The organism is Brevibacillus sp. SIMBA_040, assembly GCF_046535075.1.
Taxonomy (GTDB): Bacteria; Bacillota; Bacilli; order Brevibacillales; family Brevibacillaceae; genus Brevibacillus.
Genome location: NZ_JAWRXI010000008.1, coordinates 20,927 through 46,809, shown reverse-complemented (window position 1 = coordinate 46,809; position 25,883 = coordinate 20,927). Strand labels below are relative to the sequence as shown.

Annotated in this window: 25 protein-coding genes; all 25 read right to left on the bottom strand. The window is 46.5% G+C overall.

The annotated features are described in order from the left end of the window. Positions 1–56: 56 nt before the first annotated feature. A complete protein-coding gene (locus SB752_RS14765; protein ID WP_410716387.1) occupies positions 57–1,409 on the bottom strand; it encodes a sensor histidine kinase in 1,353 nt (450 codons plus the stop codon). Continuing rightward, on the bottom strand, positions 1,406–2,083 hold the full coding sequence (locus tag SB752_RS14760) for a response regulator transcription factor (protein WP_410716386.1): 678 nt from the start codon (positions 2,081–2,083) through the stop codon (positions 1,406–1,408). Before SB752_RS14760 ends, SB752_RS14765 begins: the two co-directional genes overlap by 4 nt. Positions 2,084–2,200: 117 nt before the next feature. After that, positions 2,201–2,494, bottom strand: coding sequence for a spore coat protein (locus tag SB752_RS14755; RefSeq protein WP_410716385.1), 294 nt, complete (start codon positions 2,492–2,494; stop codon positions 2,201–2,203). 15 nt (positions 2,495–2,509) lie between these two features. Next, complete coding sequence (locus SB752_RS14750; protein ID WP_410716384.1) at positions 2,510–2,704, bottom strand: hypothetical protein; 195 nt, start codon at positions 2,702–2,704, stop codon at positions 2,510–2,512. 32 nt (positions 2,705–2,736) lie between these two features. After that, on the bottom strand, positions 2,737–3,873 hold the full coding sequence (locus SB752_RS14745; RefSeq protein ID WP_410716383.1) for a zinc-dependent alcohol dehydrogenase: 1,137 nt from the start codon (positions 3,871–3,873) through the stop codon (positions 2,737–2,739). An 18-nt stretch (positions 3,874–3,891) separates the two neighbouring features. Beyond that, positions 3,892–4,260, bottom strand: coding sequence for a spore coat protein (locus tag SB752_RS14740; RefSeq protein WP_410716382.1), 369 nt, complete (start codon positions 4,258–4,260; stop codon positions 3,892–3,894). A 13-nt stretch (positions 4,261–4,273) separates the two neighbouring features. After that, complete coding sequence (locus SB752_RS14735) at positions 4,274–4,519, bottom strand: spore gernimation protein GerQ (protein WP_410716381.1); 246 nt, start codon at positions 4,517–4,519, stop codon at positions 4,274–4,276. 197 nt (positions 4,520–4,716) lie between these two features. Then, positions 4,717–6,357: an ABC transporter substrate-binding protein gene (locus SB752_RS14730; protein ID WP_410716380.1), complete on the bottom strand. Its 1,641-nt coding sequence runs from the start codon at positions 6,355–6,357 to the stop codon at positions 4,717–4,719. Positions 6,358–6,470: 113 nt separating this feature from the next. Then, a complete protein-coding gene (locus tag SB752_RS14725) occupies positions 6,471–7,475 on the bottom strand; it encodes a dipeptidase (protein WP_410716379.1) in 1,005 nt (334 codons plus the stop codon). 70 nt (positions 7,476–7,545) lie between these two features. After that, complete coding sequence (locus tag SB752_RS14720; protein ID WP_410716378.1) at positions 7,546–8,652, bottom strand: aminopeptidase; 1,107 nt, start codon at positions 8,650–8,652, stop codon at positions 7,546–7,548. Positions 8,653–8,703: 51 nt separating this feature from the next. Continuing rightward, a complete protein-coding gene (locus SB752_RS14715) occupies positions 8,704–9,660 on the bottom strand; it encodes an ABC transporter ATP-binding protein (RefSeq protein ID WP_410716377.1) in 957 nt (318 codons plus the stop codon). Then, positions 9,657–10,646: an ABC transporter ATP-binding protein gene (locus SB752_RS14710; RefSeq protein WP_410716376.1), complete on the bottom strand. Its 990-nt coding sequence runs from the start codon at positions 10,644–10,646 to the stop codon at positions 9,657–9,659. The genes SB752_RS14715 and SB752_RS14710 overlap by 4 nt, the downstream gene beginning before the upstream one ends. 35 nt (positions 10,647–10,681) lie before the next feature. Next, on the bottom strand, positions 10,682–11,569 hold the full coding sequence (locus tag SB752_RS14705; RefSeq protein WP_410716375.1) for an ABC transporter permease: 888 nt from the start codon (positions 11,567–11,569) through the stop codon (positions 10,682–10,684). A 2-nt stretch (positions 11,570–11,571) separates the two neighbouring features. Beyond that, the gene (locus SB752_RS14700; RefSeq protein ID WP_410716374.1) at positions 11,572–12,510 is read right to left on the bottom strand and encodes an ABC transporter permease; all 939 of its coding nucleotides are present in this window, start codon (positions 12,508–12,510) and stop codon (positions 11,572–11,574) included. A 144-nt stretch (positions 12,511–12,654) separates the two neighbouring features. After that, positions 12,655–13,740 (bottom strand): serine hydrolase domain-containing protein, encoded by a 1,086-nt coding sequence (locus tag SB752_RS14695; RefSeq protein ID WP_410716373.1) that lies wholly within the window; start codon positions 13,738–13,740, stop codon positions 12,655–12,657. Further along, positions 13,715–15,184, bottom strand: coding sequence for a serine hydrolase domain-containing protein (locus tag SB752_RS14690; protein WP_410716372.1), 1,470 nt, complete (start codon positions 15,182–15,184; stop codon positions 13,715–13,717). The genes SB752_RS14695 and SB752_RS14690 overlap by 26 nt, the downstream gene beginning before the upstream one ends. Before the next feature lie 36 nt (positions 15,185–15,220). Beyond that, a complete protein-coding gene (locus tag SB752_RS14685) occupies positions 15,221–16,837 on the bottom strand; it encodes an ABC transporter substrate-binding protein (RefSeq protein WP_410716371.1) in 1,617 nt (538 codons plus the stop codon). Between the two features lie 130 nt (positions 16,838–16,967). Beyond that, the gene (locus SB752_RS14680) at positions 16,968–17,990 is read right to left on the bottom strand and encodes a MerR family transcriptional regulator (protein WP_410716370.1); all 1,023 of its coding nucleotides are present in this window, start codon (positions 17,988–17,990) and stop codon (positions 16,968–16,970) included. A gap of 156 nt (positions 17,991–18,146) precedes the next feature. Beyond that, on the bottom strand, positions 18,147–19,022 hold the full coding sequence (locus SB752_RS14675; RefSeq protein ID WP_410716369.1) for a serine hydrolase: 876 nt from the start codon (positions 19,020–19,022) through the stop codon (positions 18,147–18,149). 27 nt (positions 19,023–19,049) lie between these two features. Further along, the gene (locus SB752_RS14670; RefSeq protein WP_410716368.1) at positions 19,050–21,146 is read right to left on the bottom strand and encodes a S9 family peptidase; all 2,097 of its coding nucleotides are present in this window, start codon (positions 21,144–21,146) and stop codon (positions 19,050–19,052) included. 55 nt (positions 21,147–21,201) lie between these two features. Continuing rightward, positions 21,202–22,638 carry a serine hydrolase domain-containing protein gene (locus SB752_RS14665; RefSeq protein ID WP_410716367.1) on the bottom strand — a complete coding sequence of 479 codons (1,437 nt, stop codon included), beginning with the start codon at positions 22,636–22,638 and terminating at the stop codon, positions 21,202–21,204. Between the two features lie 47 nt (positions 22,639–22,685). Then, positions 22,686–23,729 carry a dipeptidase gene (locus SB752_RS14660; RefSeq protein WP_410716366.1) on the bottom strand — a complete coding sequence of 348 codons (1,044 nt, stop codon included), beginning with the start codon at positions 23,727–23,729 and terminating at the stop codon, positions 22,686–22,688. A 298-nt stretch (positions 23,730–24,027) separates the two neighbouring features. Next, complete coding sequence (locus SB752_RS14655) at positions 24,028–24,636, bottom strand: hypothetical protein (RefSeq protein ID WP_410716365.1); 609 nt, start codon at positions 24,634–24,636, stop codon at positions 24,028–24,030. A 22-nt stretch (positions 24,637–24,658) separates the two neighbouring features. Continuing rightward, positions 24,659–25,213 (bottom strand): riboflavin biosynthesis intermediates N-glycosidase, encoded by a 555-nt coding sequence (gene ybiA, locus SB752_RS14650; protein ID WP_410716364.1) that lies wholly within the window; start codon positions 25,211–25,213, stop codon positions 24,659–24,661. Positions 25,214–25,251: 38 nt separating this feature from the next. Next, entirely contained in the window at positions 25,252–25,878 is a 627-nt protein-coding gene (locus tag SB752_RS14645; RefSeq protein ID WP_410716363.1) for a YwqG family protein, read from the bottom strand. Between the last annotated feature and the right edge of the window lie 5 nt (positions 25,879–25,883).

Sequence of the window (25,883 nt, the reverse complement as noted above, 5' to 3'; positions counted from 1 at the left end):
TTAAGCCTTTGCAAAGCGTAGAGGAGAAATATGAACGGAGCATGAACAAAAAAATCTTATGTTGACGCTGTATAGCTTGCGGGAAGTGTAACGGTTATCGCCGTTCCGTTGCCCACCCTGCTTTTTACTTCAATCGTACCATGATGGATCGTAATGATTTGCTTCACGATAGCGAGACCTAGACCGTTGCCTTTGCTGCTTCGCGATCGATCCGTTTTGTAAAAGCGTACGAAGATATGATTGAGCTCTTCTGGAGGGATTCCGATACCCGTATCCGTGATCGTGACAGCATATTCATTGTGGCTTGTTGTAAGCTCAATTTGAATCAGCCCTCCATCTGGTGTGAATTTGATGCTGTTACCGAGCAGATTCATCCATACCTGGTTGAGCTGATCCTGGTCTGCATTTATTTTGACAGCGTCGGGCAGCTTCAAATCAATCATGATGTTCTTGGATGACCATAACGGCTCACTCCTGACCACTACCTGCCTGATTTGCTCGTCAAGATGAAACGTCGTAGCTGCAAAAGGATGATGGTTCGATTCGAGGGATACGAGGCTCAGCAGTTGATCGCTCAGCCTGGAGAGCCGCTCGCTTTCTGTCAAAATGATATCGATATAACGCTCCCGATAGTCCGCGGCTGCCAGATGCTCGTATTTCAACGCTTTGGCAAAACCAGTGATGGATGTTAGTGGCGATTGAATTTCGTGGGAAACATTGGATACAAAATCTTGTCGCATCTGCTCCAGCTGTTTCAGCTCACTCGCCATTTGCCTAAAGCTATGAGCGAGCATGCCTAGCTCATCTGAACGATTTATGCTCACATTGACCTCGAAATTGCCCTTTGCCAGCTGATTCGTCGCTTCTGTCAGTGTTTTGAGCGGCTTCACAAGATATCTGGCGGCTATGAGATAGCAAATGCTTCCTGTGACCAGCACCAGTGCTAAAACTGTCAAGAATAGCTGAGTGATTGTTTCTTCATTTTTGGAGGAAGGAAGTAGAAACAAAGCATACTGCTTATCTTGCACAGGCAGTGGCATCCCGATATACTCCAAATCCGAGTCATCTGGCGGCAAATAGTGCTGACCTCCCAGTACGGTTTGAATCGCGTCCTGAGGGATCGTATGTAGGCCTTTGTCGTCTGTAATCAACTTCCCGACGTCGTTGAAGAGGAGCACAGGGTTTGCGGTTAATGCTTCCATATTCCTCGCAAACGAGTTCAATTCAGGATACTTGCTCTGTTCATAAATGCGTATAATATTCTCGCCAATGGAAGTCATTTCGCTTCTTTGCAGTTCATCTAGCTCTTTCTCGTAAACAGCAAGACTAATAAGAGAGGACGAGATAATGGCAATAAGTATCACAGCTAAAAAAGTCAGCACGAGGCGTAGGTAGAGTGTCCTTATCATGCGTTCACTACTAACCGATATCCGAGACTGCGGGCAGTTTCAATACGAAAGTGCTCGGAGTCGCCCGCGAACCTTTCACGCAGCCTTTTGATGTGCACATCGACTGTCCGATCATCACCTTCATAGTCCCTTCCCCAAATCTGCACAATCAGCTGTTCGCGGGTGAAAATTTGTCCGGGATGGCAGGCAAGCTTAAAAAGTAGCTCGAATTCTTTAAGAGGCAGTGTCAGTTCTTCCTTACCTCGCATGACCTTGTACCTAAGCCGATCCAGCACAATACCGCCCAGGTGGATCTTTTGGGAAAAGGCAATGCGATATCGCTTCAATAGTGCTTTTACGCGCATAACAAGCTCCAATGGATCAAATGGTTTTGTGACATAATCATCGGTTCCAAGCTGGAAGCCTTTCACCTTTTGCCCCGACTCACCTATGGCTGTCACCATGAGGATGGGGATATCTGGATAGTCATTCTTAATGCGCTTGCACAGCTCCCAGCCATCCAAGTTCGGAAGCATTATATCAAGGATGACGAGATCGATTCGTAAATGCTCTACAATCGTAAGCGCCTCCGTTCCGTTCGTTGCCTCTTCTATTTCAAATCCTTCGCTTCGTAAAAACAAGCTGATCAGCTCGCGGATGTGCGATTCGTCGTCTACAATCAATATTTTGCTCATGCTATCGTTGCACTCCTTCAAAAATTCCCTGAACTTTACAATAATAAAAACGGATATATTCTGTAAACCGTTACCGCCATGTTTGCAACAATAAAAAAAGCACCCATGTCGGATGCTCTAAGGCAATATTAATGAGGTTTGGATATTTTGTTGATCCAGCTTAATTTGCTCGTTAACATTCCACGGATGATACCAGCCTTGTTCAATCATATACATGCTGATTTTCTCATGCAGGTCAATGGCTTCTTCCAATTGCTTTGTAAGTATTTCTTTTATCTCAGGAGTACCGGTTTCCGTTAGAGCCATGGCGTAATTTCTCACTCCACTCTTGGCAGAAATCAACAAGTCCATGGCGACTACTTGGTCAGTCATGCCGCCCATTCCTACTAAGCTTTGAATGATGTGATTCATGTACTCCCTGCCCCCTTATGTATTTGCTTTTGTCAGTAGCAAATTTAATTCATGAAGCTGTCTTGTCGAGACATCTACATCCTCTGCCAAAAGCTGTTTTAATGCTTCGTCTGTAACAAAGCCCTGCATAGTTTTTGACTTGGTCATACACACGGATTTAAAAGCAGCAATCTCATGCAATTCTAGTTGCTCGTGTAAAGCATACCCCATCGCAGCTTGCCTCCTCCATTCATAGTGAAGTATCAGGGTTTTAGTATAACCTTGATGCAATTGTCCGTTTTGGTATCGAACACTTCGTAACCGCGTTTCGCTTCACTCAAAGGGATGACATGTGTGATGATGTCTCCAGGGTCCACTTTACCTGTTGCTATCAGCTCGTACATATATGGCATATAGTGGATTACTGGGGCTTGTCCTGAGCGAATCGTGATATTTCTTTGCATGATATCACCGAGAGGGAATGCATTATATCGTCCGCCATAGACGCCGGTAATTTGTATCGTGCCACCCTTACGTACCGCTTGTGCAGCGATTACCACTGCCCCCAGAGCGCCCCCTTGTAATTTTAGGCCACTCGTAATAAATTCTAGATCAGTCATCTTTCCGTCCATTCCAACTGCATCAATGACAATATCAGCTCCGCCTTGCGTAATCTCTTTTAGGTGGTTTCCAATGTTTTGCTCTTGCTCGAAGTTTATCGTTTCTACGTTATTCGTACGTTTGGCATGCTGTAACCGATAATCGACATAGTCAACCGCGATCACACGCTTTGCGCCCTTTAGCCAACAAAACTTTTGGGCAAGTAAGCCAACGGGTCCACATCCCAATACAATTACTGTATCTCCATTTTTCACACCAGCATTATCTACGGTCCAGTATGCGGTCGACATCGCATCAGAAATCAGACAAAGCTTCTCGTCTTCTACTTCACAGTCCTCAGGAAGTTTGAAATGAGTAAAATTAGCAAAGGGCACACGCAAATATTCCGCTTGTCCCCCAGGGTATCCTCCCGTTGTGCTCGAATATCCAAAAAATCCTCCCATGTCGCCGTGCTCGTTTGAATTATCACATTGGCTTTCTAAATGGTTTTTGCAATAAAAGCACTCGCCGCATGCGATGTTGAACGGAATGACGACACGATCGCCTTTTTTGAGCTTTGTCACCCCAGGGCCTACCTCTTCCACGATCCCCATCGGTTCATGACCAATGATGTAGTCTTCTTGCAAATTAGGAATCATACCATGGATTAAATGCAGGTCTGACCCACAAATGGCGGTGCTTGTCAGCTTGACTATCATATCGTCAGGCTTCACAATCTTTGGATCAGGAACATCCTTAACGACAATATTTTTAATGCCTTGATACGTCACTGCTTTCATCCATTGTTCCTCCAAATATTAATGTTCATCTGGCGTTCGATCGAACATACCTTTACGCGAGGTATCCTCGGGGAAAAGCTTCATTTGCCCGATTTGGATGGTATTTATTGCCGAAAGTTGATCCAATTGATACTGTTCATTGAGTTCATAAGGATGAAACCATTTTTTACTGATCATGAGCTGGGCTATTTCTTGGTGCAGGGAAATTGCTTGATGGAGTTGCTTGCGCAGCACAGCTCTTGCCTCAGGCGTTACGGTTTCAGTCAATGCTATCGCTGTGTTTCTGACCCCCTCCTTGGCACGAATGAGGAAGTCCATGGCAAATGTCATATCTGCCAGCTCCGGCATGTTTAATGAATGAATCGGGTCTAGATAATCATGGTTCATTCGAATCTCACCTTCAATTTATTATGGGAGTGGGACGATTTTGTGGAACTGGAGCTTGGAAAGGGGCTTTTTTATAGATTGCCTGAAGCTCGGCAATCGCTTGCGTAGATTGTTCGACGTCCTTTTGCATTAATGCCTTTAAATCCTGATCAAACACAATTCCTTGCATCAATTTTGACTTGGCTAGACAGAGGGTCTTGAAGTTGAGAGCTTCGTGAATTTCTAGCGATTCATGAGCAGCAAGCGTGAGTTTGTTCATTCGGTAATTTTCCTCCTTTTGAAGCATGAACAGTAATATTCTCTCCTTTGCTGGTTTTGATATTCTGATGTAAAAGGGAGAAAACGCGAAAAAGACCACCAATCGGCGGCCTTTTATCCTCCTTCTACTTATGCAATTCTATTGCGTAACGTAACGCTGATACCGTATGTGGGTTCGTTCATGAATCATTTCTAAAGTCATTCGTTGACCCACATATCCTGGACATTAAGAGTCGCGAGCGGGTTTGGCTTGATGCCTTGAATGCGATTGTTGATGACCTGGAATGTCTTTGCAGAATACAACGGAATCCAGTATGCTTCATCAACCACCAACTTCTGGATGTCAGCATACACTTTCTGTCTTTCCCTGCTGTCCGTTGTTGTGGCGCCTTTTTCCAGCAGACTGTCCAGCTCTTTATTGTTGATGCGGAAAAAGTTCAAGCCGCCGATTTGATTGGAATTAAAGAGCAGATCCAAAATATGAGGATCATTGCTTCCGTGATCAGTCGCCAATAAATCGAATGCCCCTTTTACAGCTTGCGCTGAGGCCGTGGCCATTTCATAGCTTTGAATCTTCAGATCGACGCCAATTTCTTTCAGCATACTTTGCACAAGCTGATTTCCTGGCTTAGGATTGTCGATGATCATCAGGAGGCTGAGCTCTTTGCCATCCTTTTCCCTGATTCCTTGCCCTCCTATCTTCCAGCCTGCCTCCTCCAGCAATCGCATCGCTTCCTCTTTGTTGTATTTGTAGCCGTACTGCTCCACTGCTGGGTCATATCCAAACATTGTAGTCGGGATCGGTCCGTAGACTGGTACTCCCTCTCCTTGCAGGTCTGCGATGATTAGCGCTTCTTTGTTGATTGCCAGATTAAGAGCTTTGCGCACGTTGATATCTTGTAAAATCTCATTTTGCAAATTCATGCCGATAAAGTTCTCAACTGGCTGCATCCCTTCCAAGACCGTGAAGTCCTTATCATCCTTGTACTTTTTCACGTCTTTTGCGGGTACGCTTGCGATATCAATCGTTCCACTGTCCAGGGCAGCCATCAGCGTCTGATTGTCCTTGATAAATTTAATGACGAGCTTATCTGGTCGCACTGGCCCTTGATTCTCCACAAACGGAGCTGCCCACTGATAATCTTCGTTTCGAGTCAGCGTAATGGATTCCCCAGTCTTCCAGCTCTCAAACTTCCACGGACCTACGCCGACGGGATTTCGTCCAAAATCATTTCCGTACTTTTTCAGCGCCTCCATCGCTACTGGCTGCTGGTATCCCCCATAGGACAAGGCACTAAGCAGTGGAGCAGATGGCTGACTCAACTGAAGAATCAGAGTAGACTCATCGGGAGCAGAAATGGACTTTATCGCGGTTAGCTCTTGTCCAGAAAGTGGTGAGGCTGTCTTTGGATCCATTGCTCGCTCCATGCTTTGCTTAAAGGAAGATGCCGTCAGCGGTGTTCCATCGTGAAACATCACGTCCTGGCGCAGTTTAAACGTCCAGGTCTTCCCATCCTCTGAGATTTTGTACGATTCAGCCAGATGAGGCTTCAGCTCAAAGGTGTACGGGTCTTGAACCACCAAGCCTCCTCCCAGAAAGCCGCCTACGAAGTTTCCGGCTGATAGAGCCGTTTTTTGCGGGTCTAATGTATCCGGTTCTGCTTGGTACCCGATTGTAATTGTTCCTCCTCTTTTCGGCGTCAGGCTGTCAGTTGATTTTGACTGTTGATTCTGCGTTTTTACTGATGGGGGCGCAGTCGCACATCCTGCTGCAATAAAAGCGAGCATGCAAGTGAACAGCAAGTATTTGATGCGGTGATCCAAGTGCTTTCGTAACACGGCGAGCCTCCTTCTTCTTGGCGTATACTTTTATCCGCCAATAGTCGTTATCCAGTCGCTAATCCCGTTCTCTCTCGGCAGAAATGATGCGTAAACAGCCATTTCAAGCATGTTTAGCACTTCCAGGCTTCCTTATATACACGGATGAAGTTTTTGCCCATAATCAGCTCGATGGCTTCATCTGTGTACCCCCGCTTGGCTAGTGCCTTAGCAATCTCAGGAACCTGAATATGTCCCTTCACGACGTCAAAATCTTTGCGTGCTGCTTCCGTCAAGGCAACTGGTGAATCGTACTTCATGAATGGCTCGATAATATCCAGACCGATTCCGATGTGCTCTACCCCAACGAGAGCGGCGATGTGGTCCACATGGTCCAGCAGATGCTCCAGATCGGAATTATCATCGCTATCCGCTACAAATATGTTAACGCCATTAATCCCGATTACCCCGTTCGTCGAGGCGATTGCCTTGATTTGCTCATCTGTCAGATTGCGCATGGAGCCAGCGAGTGACCGACAATTGGAGTGGGAAGCGATGATTGGCTTTTTGGTGATCTCCATCACATCCCAGAAGCCTTCATCGTTTAGATGACTAACATCGATGATCATCCCCATCGCTTCCGCCTCTTCGATCAGCTGCACGCCAAACTCAGTAATGCCTCCCTTTTTCCCTTCACGCACCGGAGAAAAGTGGCTGCCGTCTCCTACGAAATTGCGCCTGCTCCAGACGAGTCCCATAAAACGCACGCCCAGCTCATAGAAAATTCGGAGCAAGCTAAGGTCGTTGTACAACGGGTCGGCTCCTTCAAGAGAGAGAACAAACCCGATTTTCCCTGCCTTTTTCGCAGCATTGATATCGTCCACACTTTTACATATCATGATTTTGTCCGGTGCCTCATCTGCCTCTGCGTGCAGCGCGCTGATTTGCTGAAGCGCTTTCCTCAGCCCCATCTCTGGCAAAAATTTGCTCTCGATATAAATGGCAGCGACGATGGTCTGCACCCCACCTGCCAAAAAGCCAGGCAAATAATCCGACACAATCACGTTTTTTCTACCGTTCTCCCGCTGAATGGCCACATCCAGCAGCAGATCAAAATGAGCATCAATCATATGTGTCATACGCCGTGTCTCTCTCCTATTCCATGGCTTGTTTTTCTCTATCTCTGAAATCTCTTACGCTTCCCTCGTTCTATCGCAAATTCTCAGGATTGAGTGGTTCCAGCTCCGGCAGCACGAAGCGTCCATCTTTGCGGACCAGCCGATCATCAAACCAAATTTCCCCTCCGCCGTACTCCGGTCGTTGGATCATGACCATGTCCCAGTGAATGTTGGAATTGTTTCCGTTCGAAGCATCGTCATAGCATTGTCCCGGTGTGAAATGGAAGCTGCCATCAATTTTTTCGTCGAATAAAATGTCCTTCATCGGTTCTCGGATGAAAGGATTTACGCCGATTGCAAACTCGCCAATATAGCGTGCTCCTTCATCTGTATCCAGAATGCCTTCAAGACGTTTCGTATCATTGGCTGACGCATTTACGATCTTTCCGTTTACAAACTCTAGCCGCACATTCTCAAACGTAAAGCCCTGGTAAGGAGATGGCGTATTGAACGTGATGACACCGTTTACTGAATCGCGAACCGGAGCCGTGAACACTTCACCGTCAGGAATGTTTTTATCCCCTGCACACAAAACCGCTGGGATACCTTTGATTGAAAAGATCAGCTCCGTACCAGGTCCAATGATTTTCACACGGTCTGTCCTTTCCATCAGTTTCTTAAGCGGCAGCATGGCCTTGGCCATTTTGGCATAATCCATCGTGCAGACATCAAAGAAGAACTGTTCAAATGCTTCAGTACTCTTGTTCGCAAGCTGTGCCACAGCAGGGTTCGGATAGCGCAGATACACCCATTTTTTCTGGAGACGGACCTGACGAACCGCATTGGAGAAGGAAGCGGACAGCTTCAATTGTTCATCGGGTATATCAGACAGCTCATTGATATTGTGACCGCCATCTATGAGAATATAGGCTTGCATTTTCTCCATTCGAAACTGTTCGATTTCTGCCGCAGTCTGAAACTGCATGGCATCTCCTTGCAGCAACAACTGGCGCTTTACAGATTGATCCTGCAGCTCTACATGAGCGTGTCCTCCTGCTTTATGGACAGCTTTCACCAGCTCTTTGATCAATGGTGTATCAATTTCAATCGCCTCAATCAGTACATGCTCATCCGGCTGTACACGAGTCGAGTAGTTCACCAGCACATCTGCCAGTTTGGTAAGTCGTGCGTCCAACATTGTTCACTGACACCTCCACCATCTGAATTTTTCTCTTTCTTGCAGCTACACCTAATAAAGATGACAGGCAACCATTCTGCCCTCTACTTCCTTTAAAGCAGGCACCTCCTTCTTGCAGACGTCCATGCACGCCCAGCAGCGCTGATGAAACTTGCAGCCTGTGGGAGGATTGGATGGCGAGGGCAAATCTCCTGTCAAAATAATTCGTTCCCGCTTTTCATCCGGATCAGAGACAGGTACGGCAGAAAGTAGCGATTGCGCGTACGGGTGCATCGGCTTTCGAAACAGATCTTCCTTTTTCGCCAGCTCAATGACTTCCCCTAGATACATCACGGCCACTCTGTCGGCAATGTGTTCAACGACACTTAAATCATGAGAAATAAAGAGGTACGTCAGAGAAAACTGCTCTTGCAAATCCTGCAACAGATTGAGAATCTGCGATTGGATCGACACATCCAGAGCGGACACTGGCTCGTCGGCAATAATGACCTTTGGTCTGAGCATCAAAGCTCGGGCAATTCCGATCCGCTGTCTTTGCCCTCCTGAAAATTCGTGGGCATACCGCATGAGGTGCCTTTTGCTCAAACCGACAATTTCAATCGTCTCTTCGATCAGCGCTTGTCTCTGCTGCATTGGGATATGATGGGCAATCAACGGCTCTGTTAAAATGTGCTGGATAGTCAGTTTGGGATTGAGCGTATCAAAAGGATTTTGAAACACCATCTGCATGTTCCGGCGCGCTTGATGCATGCCCGCTTTGCTGAAGGTGCGGATGTCGCTCCCTTCAAACTTGATTTCGCCCTCTGTCGGCTCTACCAAGCGCAGAATGCACCTGCCCAGCGTCGACTTTCCGCAGCCTGACTCCCCGACAATCCCTAATGTTTCTCCTTCGTTTACGGTTAAATTCACTCCGTTGACTGCATGGACGTAGGTCGGCTCTTGAAACCATCCCTTGCCCAATAGAAACCGTTTTTGCAAATTTTTTATTTCCAAGATTGGCGTCGTCATACATTCACCGCCGATCTCTCGCTATTTTCCTGATACAGCCAGCATCTGCACTGGGACTGCTGGTCCACCGCCATCAGCTGCGGATTCTGTTCAAGACAAACAGGCATGACTTTTTCGCAGCGCGGGGCAAAACGGCAGCCCTTGGGGTATTCGTCTGGGGTTGGTACGCTACCAGCGATGCTGTTCAGACGCTTCTGTCCTTTTGCTTTATGCGGACTCGACTGGATCAACCCGATGGTGTACGGATGCTTCGGGTTACGCAGCAGGGATCGTACATCTGCCGATTCAATAACCTGCCCGGCATACATCACCATGACCCGATCACAGGTCTCTGCAATCACTCCCAAATCGTGCGTGATCATGATTAGCGACATTCCCAACTCCATGCGGACTTTTTGAATCAAATTGAGAATTTGCGCCTGAATCGTCACGTCGAGAGCCGTCGTCGGTTCATCCGCTATGAGTAGCTTCGGGCTGCAGGCAATCGCCATCGCAATCATGACACGCTGCCTCATCCCCCCTGACAAACGATGCGGATACTCGTGATAAATTTCACTTGCCCGCGAGATACCTACCTGCGTAAGCAGCTCGATCACTTTCTCCTTTGCCTGGGCGCGCTTCATGCCTTCATGCTTTTCGATTCCTTCACTCATTTGCTTGCCGATGGTTAAAACTGGATTGAGAGAAGTCATTGGCTCCTGAAAAATCATTGCCATTTCCCTTCCCCTGATTTTCTGCATCTCTTTTTCGCTGTACGCCAGTATTTCCTTACTATTTAACAGAATGCTTCCCTCGATTTTTCCGTTTTTCCCAAGCAAGCGCATCATCGAGAGCGAGGCGACGCTTTTCCCGCAGCCGGACTCTCCTACGATGCCCAAGGCTTCCCCTTTCTCCACGTACAGAGAAAGATCGTCCACCACCTTGAAAGCCTTTTCATTTTTTGTAAACGTGGTTGTCAAACCGGATACTTCCAGCACGTTTGTCATGTTGTCTCCTCCTTGCAAATGAATGGACCACGGTCTTACGATTTCGGATCAAAAATATCGCGCAGGGCATCGCCTAGCATGTACACGGTAAAAACGACAATCGTAATCGCCAGTCCCGGAAACGTCGCCAGCCACCAAGCTTCCCGCAAGTAATCCTTGCCTTCACTCAGCATCGTTCCCCATTCGGGAGTCGGGGGTTGGGCACCCAGTCCTATAAATCCGAGTGCAGAAGTTCCTAAAATTGCACTCCCAATGAACATCGTAGTATACACGATCAGTATATTTGAACTGTTCGGAATTAGTTGATTTATAATAATCCACCAGTTGGAGCTTCCGATTGACCGACTTGCTTCCACATAACCTGAGCCTTTGACGGTAAGTGCCGCTCCACGGACAAGAATCGAAAAGCCGGGTATAGACGCGATCCCGATCGCGATCATCGCATTTTCCTGACTGGGTCCAAGCGCGGCTACGATCGCTAAAGCCAGCACAATCCCCGGCAGCGCCAGCAAAATATCCATGATCCTCATCATCACGTTGTCAAAAATTCCTCCCAGGTACGCACTGGTTACACCGATGAGCGTTCCGGCGACAAACGTCATCACAGACGCCATCACGGCTACCGTCAACGTCACCCGGGTTCCATACAGCAGGCGCGATAAAATATCACGACCGATGGCATCCGTCCCGAGCCAAAATTCTGCCGAAGGTCCCTGCATGAAAGCTTCGTAATACGTTTTGGTCGGATCGTGTGGGGCAATCCACGGACCAATGATCCCGATGATAATAATCCCCAGCATCATGAAGAAGCTATATTTTGCTTTTCTTTTTTTCATGATCTTGTCCAAGAGTTCAAAGCGGGGTAGCGATCTTTCCTTCCGCCATATCGAACGAACAGGAATTGTTTTGTTAAGCTCGTTCATGCTTACGCCCCCTCCCTTTTTGCTGTGTAATCGATGCGTGGATCGAGAATGGCGTACAACACGTCAATCAAAATCACGACCAGGACGTAAATCGCCCCAATAAACAAGGTTGTTCCCTGAATCATAGGAAAATCCCGCGAGCTGATGGCTTGAATCGCCAAGGTTCCAATCCCCGGCCAGTTGAATACTTGCTCGACAATGACGGCACCACCCAAAAGTCCCGCAAATTCCAGCCCAATGACCGCCACAATCGGGATCATCACATTGCGAAAGGCGTGGCGCAGCAACACGATCCGCTCCCCCATCCCTTTTGCGCGAGCTGTTCGGATGTAGTCATTGGACAAGACCTCGACCATGCCCGCACGCGTCAAGCGGCTCAGTGCCGTCGCCGTCAACGTACCAAGCGTGACCGCAGGCAGTACGATATCCATAAATCCGGTGCCTCCCGCGATCGGAAACCAGCCCAAGTGCACAGAAAACACGAGAATCACCAGCAGCCCCAGCCAAAAGCCCGGCAGAGCCATGCCAAAGGTTGAAAACGTCATAATAAGGCCATCAAGAAACGTATCTTTAAACCTCGCCGCGAGAACTCCGAGGCCAATTCCGACTACTACCGCAACCCCTAGGCTTGCCACAGCCATTTTTGCCGTAGCAGGAAAGCGCTCTGCGATTTCTGTGCTCACAGGTCTCCCTGTTTTGAGTGAGTTGCCCAAATCCCCTTTGACCACGCCAGACGCATAGTCCAAATACTGGACGACGAGCGGCTTGTTAAGACCAAGCTCCTCCCTCAGCGTCTCAATTTGTTCCACTGTTGCCCGCTGTCCAAGCATAATCCGCACGGGATCACCTGGGATAAAATGGATGAGCATAAACGTAAAAACGGAGAGTCCAAAGAGAACAATAACACCCGACATAAGTCGCTTAAGAATATATTGCTTCATGAGGCATTCACCCAGCAGTGAAAAAGCACTCGATTAAACGTCTTGCCTTTGTTGCCAACACCATGGCTATGGTTAACTTTACTACCAGACTCTTTATTTTGTAACAATATGTGCACCTCCCAAGTTGAACCTATCTGCTAATGGCTAAGGAATGATATACGGTCGTTCAAATACAATATTCTCGATTGCTTCCAGAGCTTTTTCCGTCCACTCACGTTCCTGCTCCACATTTGTGAGATAAATAATCGTTTTATCTGTTTGAACATATCGTCGGAGCCAGCTTCGATACCCTGGCCAGCTTCCGCCGTGATGCACGACTTTTCCTGTCACCTGATCTTCACGCAGCCGCCAGCCAAAACCATAATCAGACATACTGTTATCGGCAAGCTGCACTGCGGAAAAAGCTCTCTCTCGTGTTTCTTTCTTTACCAGCTTTTCTGTGTAAAGAGCTCTGTCCCATTTACGCAAGTCATCCAGTGTTGAACTGACCGCGCCATCTCCCTGAATGCCATCCAGATAAATGACAAAATCGTGATCACTTGATTCATCCGGTAGTACAAAGCCTTCAGATTGAGCAGAAGAAACGTAGCCATAGGCGTAATGCTGGATCGACTCAGGAGAATGTCTTCGGTTGTACACTTTCGTATGCTGCATATCTAATGGTTGAAAAATCTGTTGCTGCAAAAAATCGGCAAATCGCGTCTCCGCTACATGTTCTATGATCGAAGCCAATAAAGCATAGCCCGTATTGCTATACTCATACCTTTCACTGGGGCTGAACAAGACGTCGGGTCGATGCTCTATTAGCTGATCGAGTATGTCTTGATTCGTAGCAATTTTCGCTTTATCCCAATGTTTAGAAAATAACTCCATATAATCAGGCAACCCGGATGTGTGCACAAGGAGATTCTCTACAGTAATATTGGCATACGGAAAATCTGGAAAGAATTTGTCCACTTTATCTGTGTAGTCAAGCTTTCCTTGCTCTTGCAGAATCATGATGCCCATTGCTGTAAACGCCTTGGAAACCGATGCGAGTTCAAATACTGAATCCGGTGACAATTTTTCAGCCGTTTCAAGATTGGCCATGCCTATGGAATTTTGATATAAAGTGTTGCCTTCCTCCAAAATCAAAATGTTGCCACTCCAATTGCTTTGCTCGGCAAACGTAGAAAAAAGTTCATCTAGCTGGCGGCATCTTACATCACTTGCTTTGGCACGCTGTGTCATTTTTCGTTCCCCCACTCGATTTTGTACCATCCTTTGAAAACTGTCTCCCAGCAAAAGCCATTCGAACAATCTCATGATTTCCCGCTCTGATAAACCGTGCAGAGCAATCTGTTCCAAAAGCTCGGACTACAAAAAGATCTTCAGCAAATGCTCTCATCACGTAGCTTTGTCCCAAAAAAGAAAGCATTAGTTGACCATTTTCTAATCTAATCGGCACGGTTCCAAATTCACTAGATTGATAATCGCCCACGAATTGAGGCATATCCTCCACAGAAACGGTATAATTTTTGCCATCCAAATGAGAGGATTCAGGTGGGCGGTTTTCCAAACAATTTAGCGCACCCGACATAATCGCCAAAACCGGCGACAATTCTATATTGGACAGTGCCACTCCGGCCAGTCCTGTTTCAGGAAAGAAACACATTTGCGCGGTAATCCCTTTCAAGCCACCACTATGTTCAACCAGCTTTTTTCCGTAGTAGTCAGGAGTGATGACCAAACCGTAGCCGTAAAACTGACCAGGTATCATATCAGTCGGAACATACGGGGTCATCATTTGTTCTACACTTTCACGTGTCAGGATCTGTTTTCCCCCAGCCGTAAGCCCTCCCTGGCAGAACATGTTCGAATATCGCAGCATATCTCGCACGGTTGATTTGATGGCTCCTGCCGCCAGGGAAGCGGGCGTATCCCACCAATTTGGAGATGAGATCACTTCTTTGTGATCGCCTCTGTCTCGCATGATATACAGCTTGGTAATATTCTCATATCCAACCAGCTCATCCAGAAAAAAGCCGGTGTGCTCCATTCCAAGCGGATCGATGATATGTTCCTTGACGTACATCTCATACGACATTCCGCTGACACGGTTAATGATCGCTCCCAGTAAGGCGTAGCAATCATTGGAATAACTGAACTGAGTACCTGGAGGTCCTAAAAGCTCTAAATCTAAGGTAGAAATAGTACTCATCAGCTCTTCGTAGGTATCGATTGGTACCGGAACAGCTGCCTCGGTTTGCAGAAACGGATGGTCGTCTATCTCGTTCTCTTCCATACTTCGCATCACACTTGCAAAAAAGGTTGGCAATGGGGGAACGCCACTCGTATTCGTCATAAAATGATGGATCGTGATTTTCCCAACATCCAGATTTTTCAGACGGAATTCAGGCAAGTATTTGACTACAGGGTCATGAACGGATAACTTGCCTGCTTCCTGTAATTGCATAATCGCCACACAAGTAAAAGACTTCGTTATAGATGCAATCCCAAATACCGTATCGATTGTAACGCCTAACTGCCGCTGCACATCACGAAAGCCAAATCCGTTTTCATAGAAAAGCTGGCCAGCTTTTGCGAGTCCAATACTAACTCCAGGAACTTGACCTTCTGTTATCCATTTTTGAGCATACTGTTCAAAAGAATTCGCCCAGCTGTTCGTTTGCATGTTCTTTTCTCCTTCATTATCCTTTACAAATGCTTGTTAGTCCGCGATCCAGCTGTCATTATAGGTAGGCAAGACAGAAGTCCACTTCACGCCTTTTACTCGAGAATTGATCACAGCAAAGGACTTGTCGTTATAAATAGGGACAACATACGCTTGCTCAATCAAGTGTTTTTGGACATCCATATACACTTGCTTTCTGGCATCAGTCTGTAAGGTTGTACGCCCTTTCAAAAGGAGGGCATCCAGTTGGTCATCTTTTACACCAGACACGTTGAAGGCACCATCGGAATGAAAATAAAAGGTTAAAATATCAGGGTCATCATACTCGCCAGAAATCAGTGTTACATCAAAATTTCCTTTGATTACTTCTTGCATGTACCCTGCCATATCTAGCTTCTGAATCAAAATTTTGATACCAGCCTCTCCCAGCATGGCTTGAAGCAATTGAGCTTGTTTGTCATCATCTGCAATAATCAGCATGTTCAGGCTAAGCGTTTTTCCGTCCTTCTCTCTCACTCCACTTCCATTTAGTTTCCAACCAGCATCGTCCAACAATTTCTTTGCTTCATTCACATTATATTCGTAGCCGTACTTCTCTAAGGATTTGTCATACCCAAATGTAGATGGAGATAACGGCGTATGGGATACTTCCCCTTCTCCCTGCAAAACAGCTTGGATAATGGCTTCTTTATTGACGAGCATATTTAATGCTTTTCGCACCTGAATATTCTGAAACTCCGGTCTTGATAGATTCATCTCTAGCAACAAACCTACACCAGGGCGTAAACGCTCCATAACTTGATATTTCGGATTGCTTCGATAATTCTTCACTTCTTTGACAGGTACTTCGGTTGCTACATCAATGGCACCACTTTCCAGTGCTGACATCCTAAGTTGGCTGTCAGCAATCCCTTTTATGATTAGCTTATCGGCTCTTGGAGGACCTTGATTTTCATAATAGGGCTCACCCCACTGAAAAGCTTCATTTCGAACATAGGTGACACCTTCGCCCGTTTTCCAACTCTCAAACTTCCAGGGTCCTACTCCCACTGGATTTCTCCCATAATCCTCTCCAGCCTTTTCAAGCGCTTTTAACGATAACGGCTGCGAGAAATAACTTGCTAACGTTTCGAGAAAGGCAGTAGTGGGTTCATGTAGCTCTAATACGAGAGTCTGATCGTCTGGCGCCGTCACCCTTTTTATTGGAGCATGTATTTCAGCGGTTGTCTTTGCCTTTGTCTGCGGATTGAGAGCACGCTCGAAGGTTTCCTTAAAACTTTTTGCCGTCAGAGGTGTCCCATCGTGAAAGGTTATCCCGGAACGAATGGTGAAGGTCCATGTTTTGCCATCCTCTGATATTTTATAGTCACTTGCCAGAGAAGGCTTGTATTCGTTTGTTGCAGGATCCTTATATAGCAGGGAACCACCGAGCGGCCATGTGTAGACCACAGCAGATCCAACAGACATGCGGGTATCTAACGTATCCGGTTCATAAGCATATGCGACTGTAATGGTTCCGCCGGGCTTTGGTTTGGCAGTCTCTTGAGGCTCAGCTGGCGCAGTTGTTTGGGTGCAACCAGCTACAAGGAACATACTTAGAGAGACAAATCCACCCAAAACGACACTGCACATTTTTCGCTTGTTTTTCTTCATATGACTGTTGTCCCCTACTTCCCTTTTCTGTTTGAAAGTACTGCCGATGATGACAGACGATTCCACCCCCTCATAAGCCAAACACCGAAAATGTTAACGCTTCCTAAAAAATGTAGGACAAGGCGTACATCTATTCTTTATCCATTTGCTCAAGCCTCCACTTTATGGCCTCGTAGAATAATTCATTTGTATTCACATACGGTTGCATACTCGGGTACAAGATAGAGCAAATCCTTCTGAAACGCTCAATATTTTCTGACTGAATAGACAGTATCTTTTCAGTAAACCGACGGAAAAATGAATCCGAGACGGGAAGCTCGTCTACATCGGCAAACAACAAGACATACTCTTGAATGTTCTCCTGTACAACAGGACTGTCAGGAGTTGCATGTTGCTCCATTGCCTTCAACAACTGCTTATGGTTGTTAAGTAGCCTGGCGCTCCACGCCTCAACACTGATTCTAGGTAAATGAACTACTTCCAGGAATGATAGAAAATCGCTTCTCATCTCCTGTACAATCTGTGGATCATTAAACATTTCCTCCAGCTCATCTATTGCAGCCATTTGTGCTGCCGAAAGCTTGCCTTCCAACAAAGTAGATACTTTGGCTCCTAGCAAAAAAATCTCTCGCCATTCGAACGGAAAATGTTCAGGAAAAACGGACAAGAACACTTTTTCCAAAATAAACTTTTCCCTCTCCAATGTATTCGCCGAAATAGATTCAACCAGCTCGTACATATAACTCAGAGAATCCGTAGCACCCTTATTCTGCTTGGTCTGCAGCAATACGGATTTCATACGGGCAAGAGTACGGATTTGGATGTCCAAAGCTTCCATTTGCCATTCTATCGCCACATCAACAGGTATATCCCCGGATATCATTTTCTGAATCTCATCAATGCCAAAGTTTAGATAGCGCAAGGTAAGAATCAGTTTCAAGCGCCATATTTCCTCTGCTGTATACAGACGATGACCTCCAGAACTGATCTCTGCAGGTGTAAGCAGGCCGATTTCGTCGTAATAACGAACAGTGGGTACAGAAGATCCTGTGATTTTCGCCACTTGTCCTATGGAGAACTTTTCGTCCTTGGCTGCTAAATCAACCTTTTGATAGTGTATGGTGCCTAATCTGTTCCCGGCATTTGCGTGCACACTGCAACACCTCCTAACCAATTATAAAACCTCAAGTAACTTGAGGTTCAAGAGAAATTATGCTACTCGCTGAAATAAAAAGGAAGCTTTCTCACCCAAGAGAAGCTTCCTTGAAGAATTCACTTATGACAATCCTTTTAGTTGTACACTCTTCTGCTAGGCGCCTACGAAATGATCGTATGCCGCTCTGGCCAATCGCCCAATTGTTCTTTCTCCCTCTTCCATCGTCGGGTTGTTCTTTGATAAGACCGAAATAGCGAATGACCCTTTGTCTTCAGGTAAATAGATGACCCCGACATCGTTGACTACATCGCTTAGAGTCCCCGTTTTATGTGCAACCTTGGTCTTGGCAGGGAGCATGTAAGGCAGTCGGCTGTTAAACTGCTGACGGAATAAAATATCCAGCATTCCATCGCATGCCTGCTCGGATATGATTTGTTTTTTTGCGATCAGCTCCACAAGCGTAGCCATATCTTCTGGGGTAGCAGCGTTGTTTCGCGGGTCAGCTTGGAAAACAAGACTAGTTGGATCAAACTTCCAGGCAAGGATGTTACTCAGAGCTTCACGCGAGTAGGCTTGAGGGTCCATCCCCACACATAAGCTGAGCAGATCCCAGCAGCTGTGGTGAATATGGGTGTTCTCCAATCCCAGCTCTCGCATGTAGGCAGTCACCTGCTGTGTCCCTACCAGCTTGAGAAGTCTATCGGTAGCGAGGTTGTCACTGACAATAATCATAAGCATAGCGAGATCCTTGACTGTAACCTCCACTCCCAAATGAAGCTCCTGCAAAACGCCTGAACCCGGGACCAGATCTTCCTCACTAACCTTAAAACGATCATCCAGAGACAGCTTTCCTGCCTCCACATCTCTAAAAAGGGCAGCAAGTATAGGAATTTTGAATGTACTGGCTAATTGAAACAATTCATTGCCATTGATACTCGCCGCTTCTCCCGTCTGCAAATGCTTGACGGTTACACCAAACGTTCCGGAAGCTCCTTGTGCGATTTCTAACAATTTTTGCTCTAAACTCATAGTGGTTCCCTCCCTTTCTTCTTACCCTTAAGCAAGCGATGGCTCCTCTTTGTGGGCAGGCAAATGAGCTTGGACGAAATCGACCATCGCTTCCAAACGCGCCTGTCGCAGCGAAGGATTTCCGATTTGCAAAAGGCCATGGCTGGAATTCGGCATACGCAGCAGCTCTACTTCCCCGCCCTGCTTTTTAATATATGTGTAAAACTGCTCAGCCTGCTCTAATGGGCAGCGCAGATCATCATCAGAATGAAGCAGCAGTAGCGGTGTTTTTACATTTTGCACATAGGCCAAAGGCGAGAATTTCCAAAGCGATTCCATATCCGTCTTGCCGAGGAACTCCACTTCCATAAAATCTGGTCCGATGTCACTCGTTCCGTACATCGATACCCAATTGGAAATGCATCCTTCTGAGACAGCTGCAAAGAACCGATCGGTATGAGTCACGAGCCAGTTTACCATGAAGCCACCATAGCTGAGCCCATTTATTGCTACTCTATCTTTGTCAATGAAATCGTATCTGCGCGATGCTTCGTCAAGTCCGTTCAAAATGTCCGCCATATCTTTTCCGCCGTAGTCACCGTGGACCGCATGCGTAAACTCAGCACCAAATCCTGAGCTACCGCGCGGATTCGTATAAACGACCGCGTAGCCTTTTGCAGCAAACAGTTGCATCTGGTGGAAGTACGTATATCCGAACATGGAATGTGGACCGCCATGAATATCTAACAGTACTGGATACTTGTTTCCTTCCACATAGTTTGCCGGCTTCAGCACAAACCCTTGAATTTGCCAGCCATCCTCGGAAGTATATGAAAATGCTTCCGGGAGGGAGACCTGCAGCTCGGTCAACAGCTCATCATTGCAATTATCCAGACGCACTTCATTTTCAGGAAATAGCGCTTCATATTCAGTCGAGAATGCTTCCTTCGGCGATCTGGATTTTCTTACCACTTCTTCTGCCTGTGAAAGCTTTACCACAGCTGCTTTTCCTGGATGCTGTACAGTTGAGTAAGCGATTGCAGCTGTCCCTTTCCCATCAAAGGAAAAATGAAAAATGGTGCGTTCGCCACCAATAACCGTAACGGCTGGTGAGTTATCACCCTCTGTGGAAAAACGGACAATATCGTTTTTTCCTTGACGGGTACTCAATGCATAGACATAGCGGCTGTCTTCGGACCACTGGGGCACTGGCGTGTACCTCAAACTGCGCATATCTGTAAAAGCGAGATCAGTCAGAGTATCGGGGAAGTCTTTGTTTAGACCGATCGGCTCTCCCCCACCAGCTGGTAGGACAAACATCTCTCTGTGGTCGATATTATTTGCGACAAAAGCCAGTTTTTTTGCATCTGGTGCGTATGAGAGATACGAGACTCGAAGTCCACTGTAGAGCAGCTCCACGTCCCCTCCATCAATCGCGACCCGATAAATGTTTCCACCAAAAGCTTGCTGCTCATTCTGGTTTGGATTGGCTATAAAAGCGATATGCTTTCCGGTTGGCGAAACAGCCGGTTCAAAAATATCGTAAGGACCGTCAGTGATCTGAGCATGTTCACCTGTTTCGGTATCGACGGCAACAATTTGACGTACAAAAGCCTTTTGCAAGCCAGCAGCGTCCAGCTTGTAGTACAGTCGATCAAAGCGTTTTGGGCCGTTCACCCACTGCTTGTTTTCTTGATCGATGCGCTCATTCGCTTCTTTGGCTGTCACCTCGGTATCGTAAACCTCTACACTTGCCCCTTGCGCAACCGGGACAATTCCATAGACGGTCTTACCATCTGGTGCCCAAACAAGCGAGCTGATCCCATGACGAAAACGAGTTACTTGACGTGCTTCACCACCATCTAGTGAAAGTAGCCAGAGCTGCATCCCAAAAGCTCGGTTGGAAAGAAAGGCGATCGTCCTGCCATCGGGCGACCACACGGGAAAGATATTGCGTGTACCCGTAGAAGTAAGCACATGACGTGTTTGCCCTTGTGCATCGGCCAGCCAAAGCTGTGTTTCATAATCATCTGTCTTTTTTCGAACGACCGTTTTCTCATATACAACATGCTGACCATCTGGTGAGATTGTAGGCTTACTCGGCCATTGGAACTTGTAAATGTCTTCTGCAGTTACTGTTCTCATTTCTCATCGCTCCCTTTTTATCAACAGTTGTTGGTTACGTGACTTGTGACCCGAATTATACAGGCTGCGGCTTTGCGGCTTTCGGAATTTGGCGGAAGCCAAAGCTGATGCGAATCACGTTGTTATTATTGTCACGAATATAGCGAATAGTTGCTGCCGATCCTCTGCGCTTGACTAAAAAGAGGTCTTCGCCAATTGGTTTCATCAGCAATGATTGGTTATCCTCAGTTACGAGCTTGAATTCTCCGTCTTCCTGGATAATCGTGAGCTTTGCACCCTCATTGGAATGATATTCGCCTGTGAATTCTTCCACGCGATCAGCGGGAACCTCGTGATCGGCTTCAGGCATATGAGATGCGTCAACTGCGCGATCCGCAAAAGCATTGAGTGCTCCGTTCATCAGTGCCGTAGCAGGTGAGGCAACGAGATTGGTGAGGAGGATACCTGTGATGCCTTCTTCTGGAATCACATGCATTTGTGCTTGTACCCCCTTGATGCTGCCGCCGTGCTCAACCAAAACAGTGCCGTGATAATCGGGGACAATCATAAGACCATAGCCATAGTAGCATCCCTGTTCGCATTGGATAAAAGGCGTTACCATTTGCTTAACACTGTCTTCGGTCAAAATCCGTGCGCTGCCGGCAAGACCTCCCGTACGATAAATATCCGCGTATTTCAACATATCCCGAACAGTCGACTTGAGAAATCCGGCCGCGCGCATGGCAGGTGCATCCCACCAGTTGTCAGAGAGGAACACTTCTTTTTCTCCGTCCTTGGTTTTTGCAGCATAAATGGAGGTAATTGTCGCTGACTCATCCAGATCCTCCAGCAAGAATGCACTGTCATTCATTCCAGCAGGAACCAAAATATGTTCTTTCATATAGGCTTCGTACGTTTTGCCACTGAGGCGTTCGATAATCACGCCAAGCATGGCATAGGATTCGTTTGAATAGCTGAATTCGGTGCCCGGCGTACCCAGTAATTCAAAGTCCTGCTCAGCCATATAATCAAACATTTCCGCGTACGTATCGACAGGAACGATCTTAGCAAGGCTGTATTTATCCTGCTCATTGATCTCATACTCAGGATCAAGCTCAATACTTCGCTTCAGTGCTGCACCCAATGTAGACATAGGTGGCATACCAGTCGAGTGGGTCATCAATTGATGAATGGTCATTTGTTCAACCACATCGCCCACTTTTAGACGAAATTCAGGGAGATACTTAACAACCGGATCATGGACGGACAGCTTCCCTGCTTCCTGCAGTTGCATGATCGCCATACATGTGAACGATTTGGTGATCGACCCGATTCCGAAAACGGTATCCAGTGTCACTTCCAGCTGCTCACTAGCGTTGCGATAGCCTACTCCTTTTCCATAAACAAGCTCTCCGTCTTTCGCAAGGCCAATTGCTGCACCTGGGACCTTCTCTTCCTCGACCATTTTGTCGACAAATGCTTCATAGGCAGTAATCCATTTTTCGTTTGCCATGAATCGATTCCTCCATCACTTTGTTTTTATTTAGAAAGCATTTGCTTTTACTTCCAAACTTCCTGATAAACACGCTCGAAGTTCTTACCTAAAATCCCTTCGATTTGTTCATCCGTATACCCACGCTCCACTAATCCTGTTGTCAGCTGGGGAACCGAGCGATGCCCAGCAACCACGTCGAAAGGCTTGCGAGGCGCGTGTTGCAAACTCTCTGGGGACACGTATTTCATAAAGTCATCGCATAAATCAAGTCCAAGACCGACATGCTCTACCCCAACCAGCTTTGCAATATAATCAACGTGATTCAGCAACGTTTGCACATTTGCGTCTTCATCACTATCTGCCGTAAAGAAGTTATTGGCATTCATTCCGATAACACCATTTCTCGTGGCGAGCGCTTTGATCTGCTCATCTGTAAGATTGCGCATGGAATTTGCGAGACTTCGGCAATTCGAATGAGAAGCGATCACCGGCTTTTTAGCGATCTCCATTACGTCCCAGAAGCCTTCATCGTTGAGGTGACTGACGTCAATGATCATCCCCATTTCTTCTGCTGCTTCAATCAAACGAACACCGAATTCCGTAATTCCTCCCTTTTTCCCCTCACGAACAGGAGAAAAAAAGCTGCCATCACCGACGTAATTCCGTCTGCTCCACACGAGGCCCAAGAGTCTCACACCAAGCTCATAAAAGATACGTAACAGGCTCAAATCATTTGAAAGCGGTTCCGCACCTTCCAACGACAAAATAAAGGCGACCTTTCCTTGCTCTCTTGCGGTGTTGAGGTCGTCCATTGTTTTACAAAGCATGATTTTATCAGACGACTCTTTTACTTCCTCGTGCAAAGCACTAATTTGATTCAATGCCTTGCGAAGTCCCATTTCTGGTAAAAAATCGCTGTCTACAAAAATCGCCGCTACAATCGTTTTGACTCCGCCCCGCTCAAATGCAGGGAGATAGTCTGTCTCAATCACTCGTTTTCTACCTCGGGATCTCTGAATCTCCACATCCAATAGCAGATCAAAGTGCCCATCGATGATTTGTGCATGACTTTGTAGCTTATAGACTCTTTCTGCGGTTTGTACGCTCAAGCCCTATCCCTCTTTTCCTGCTAAATTTTGCATGTACGATTTTTATGATTCATCTTTGAAGTCTAAACTTCTCTGAAGACTTATATCGGAAGTTTTTGCTCTAATTCCAATATTATATTTTTTCACCCACCTATTTCAAGACACAAGATTTATAATTTTCACAAAAATATCATTGACACACATGAAACACTCTCTTTACCTTTATAGGGATACATATTGGACTAAACGCATAAAAAGCCCATCCAGTTTATTTACTGAACAGGCAATCATTCTGATCGGAATCCTTTTTTTAAAAATATCATGAAGATACTTTTATCATTATTCCCCGCTTGGCGTAGAAGCGCGAAAAAACATCGAGAGTCGCATGAACATTTTCCTGGCTTTGAGCGGTGTCTCCGGAAGGATTGTGAAAAATGATTTCTTGGCGATGATCATTCTTATCAAACACGTACACCAGATGCCCGCCTTGTTTGGGTGGAATTACTTCAGGAGTACGGATACTCGGATGGACAGATGCGAGATACACATATCCCCGGCCTAGTAAATGGTATATTTCTTCGATCGGCATATGCTCCTTCACCTCGGCTTGCAAACCAAACCGGTCCGCGATAAACGCGACAAAAGGGCGATAAATCAGCCCTTTTATGGAGCCATCCTCGCTGATCGTGTAACCTCCATATTCAAGGCATTGCTTTGTGAGCTCGATTGTGGGAATAATGACATCCTTCCACTGCGCCAGCAGCATTTTCAAACAAGCCATCCCACAAATATGAGAGCTCCACTCCGCGTATTCCTGCTGATCGGCTGCTCCGGACTTCTGCCACAATGGATCTTCAGAAGGATGAAGTCTCCCGGATAAAATATCTTGTATTAGCTCACGTGATTCAAATTGTCCGTAATAATGCACGACCGACACCCTCCTTCTCCTGTTATTCTGACCGTAGCTGCTCTCTTACTGCCATCAGAGCAAAACCTAGCAGATTTTCTCCGCGCCAACGCTCTGGTTGTTCAGCATGTGGGTGATCCCCGGCCATGCCAATCCCCCATACGCGATCATATGGACTGGCTTCTACGATGATTCGCTCTCCCGTTTCCAGCAGAAACTCTCGTAATTCCGGATGCTGGCGAAATTTCAACAGATTTGCCTGTTGTACGATCTGTGTCTTATTTTCGTCCCAAACAGCTCCATCAAACGAGCGAACTTTGCGTCCCAGCTCCTTTGCCTGTTTCGGATGTGATACCTTCAGAATCTCATCGCGGACAAGGAGGTCACCAAACAGCTCTGCCTTTTTTGCCATCATGTAATGCTCCGCTGTCAGGTACGTCGTATCTCCCTCTGAAAAGGTGGCTGGATACCATTGACTGAAGCAGGATTTATCGATAGTGCCTTGACTTTTTTGCGTATGTCCCCAGAAAAACAAGTACTTGACTCGCATTTTTTGCGAGGCTTTAATCAGCTCTTGAATATTTTGTATGAGTTCCAATCGGTTCTCCCCCGTTCTCTATCTTGTTTCACGTACGTTCACAGACAATCCCACGTGTAAACTACATTGGAAAAGTCCAAACGCAGTAAGTCTTCCTTTCGAATGAAAAAATTCGCTACGCCGCTGTCTCCCCATGAAACATAGTAATCCTTGTGATCGCCCTCCATGTCAAGCTGCAAAAGGAGAATGGCATCTTCGCTTCTCGGGTCGTCTTGAGTAAAGTATGGATACCCGCCGATCCGTGATCCACTTGCATCTGATAGATCCCAATATTTTGAGTAGGCGACCTCATCATGATCTGGTGGCAGTTGAAAATGTTCTGACAGGCAATTTTTATAAGGAATCAGCTTCGACTCAAGCTTCCCAGTCAGTTTGTACGGACCACCTAGAACCGGACTGTACAAATCAGGATCTTCTGGCTGAAATGGATCGATCTCTCCTGTATCGCTCACATCCTCAAAATGCAGGACATGGTATGCTTGATCTAGCAGTCCAAACGTATCATCCTGCTTCACAAAGAAACTGGTTAATCCGTGTGACGGAAACCCATCAAGCTGTGGCATTTGCGCCCAATTCACTTGTGCGAATCGTGTTGCAATACACAGCAAAAATTTGGATAATCTATAATCGTATTTTAACGGAACTGTCACCCTAATCGCAAACACATGCA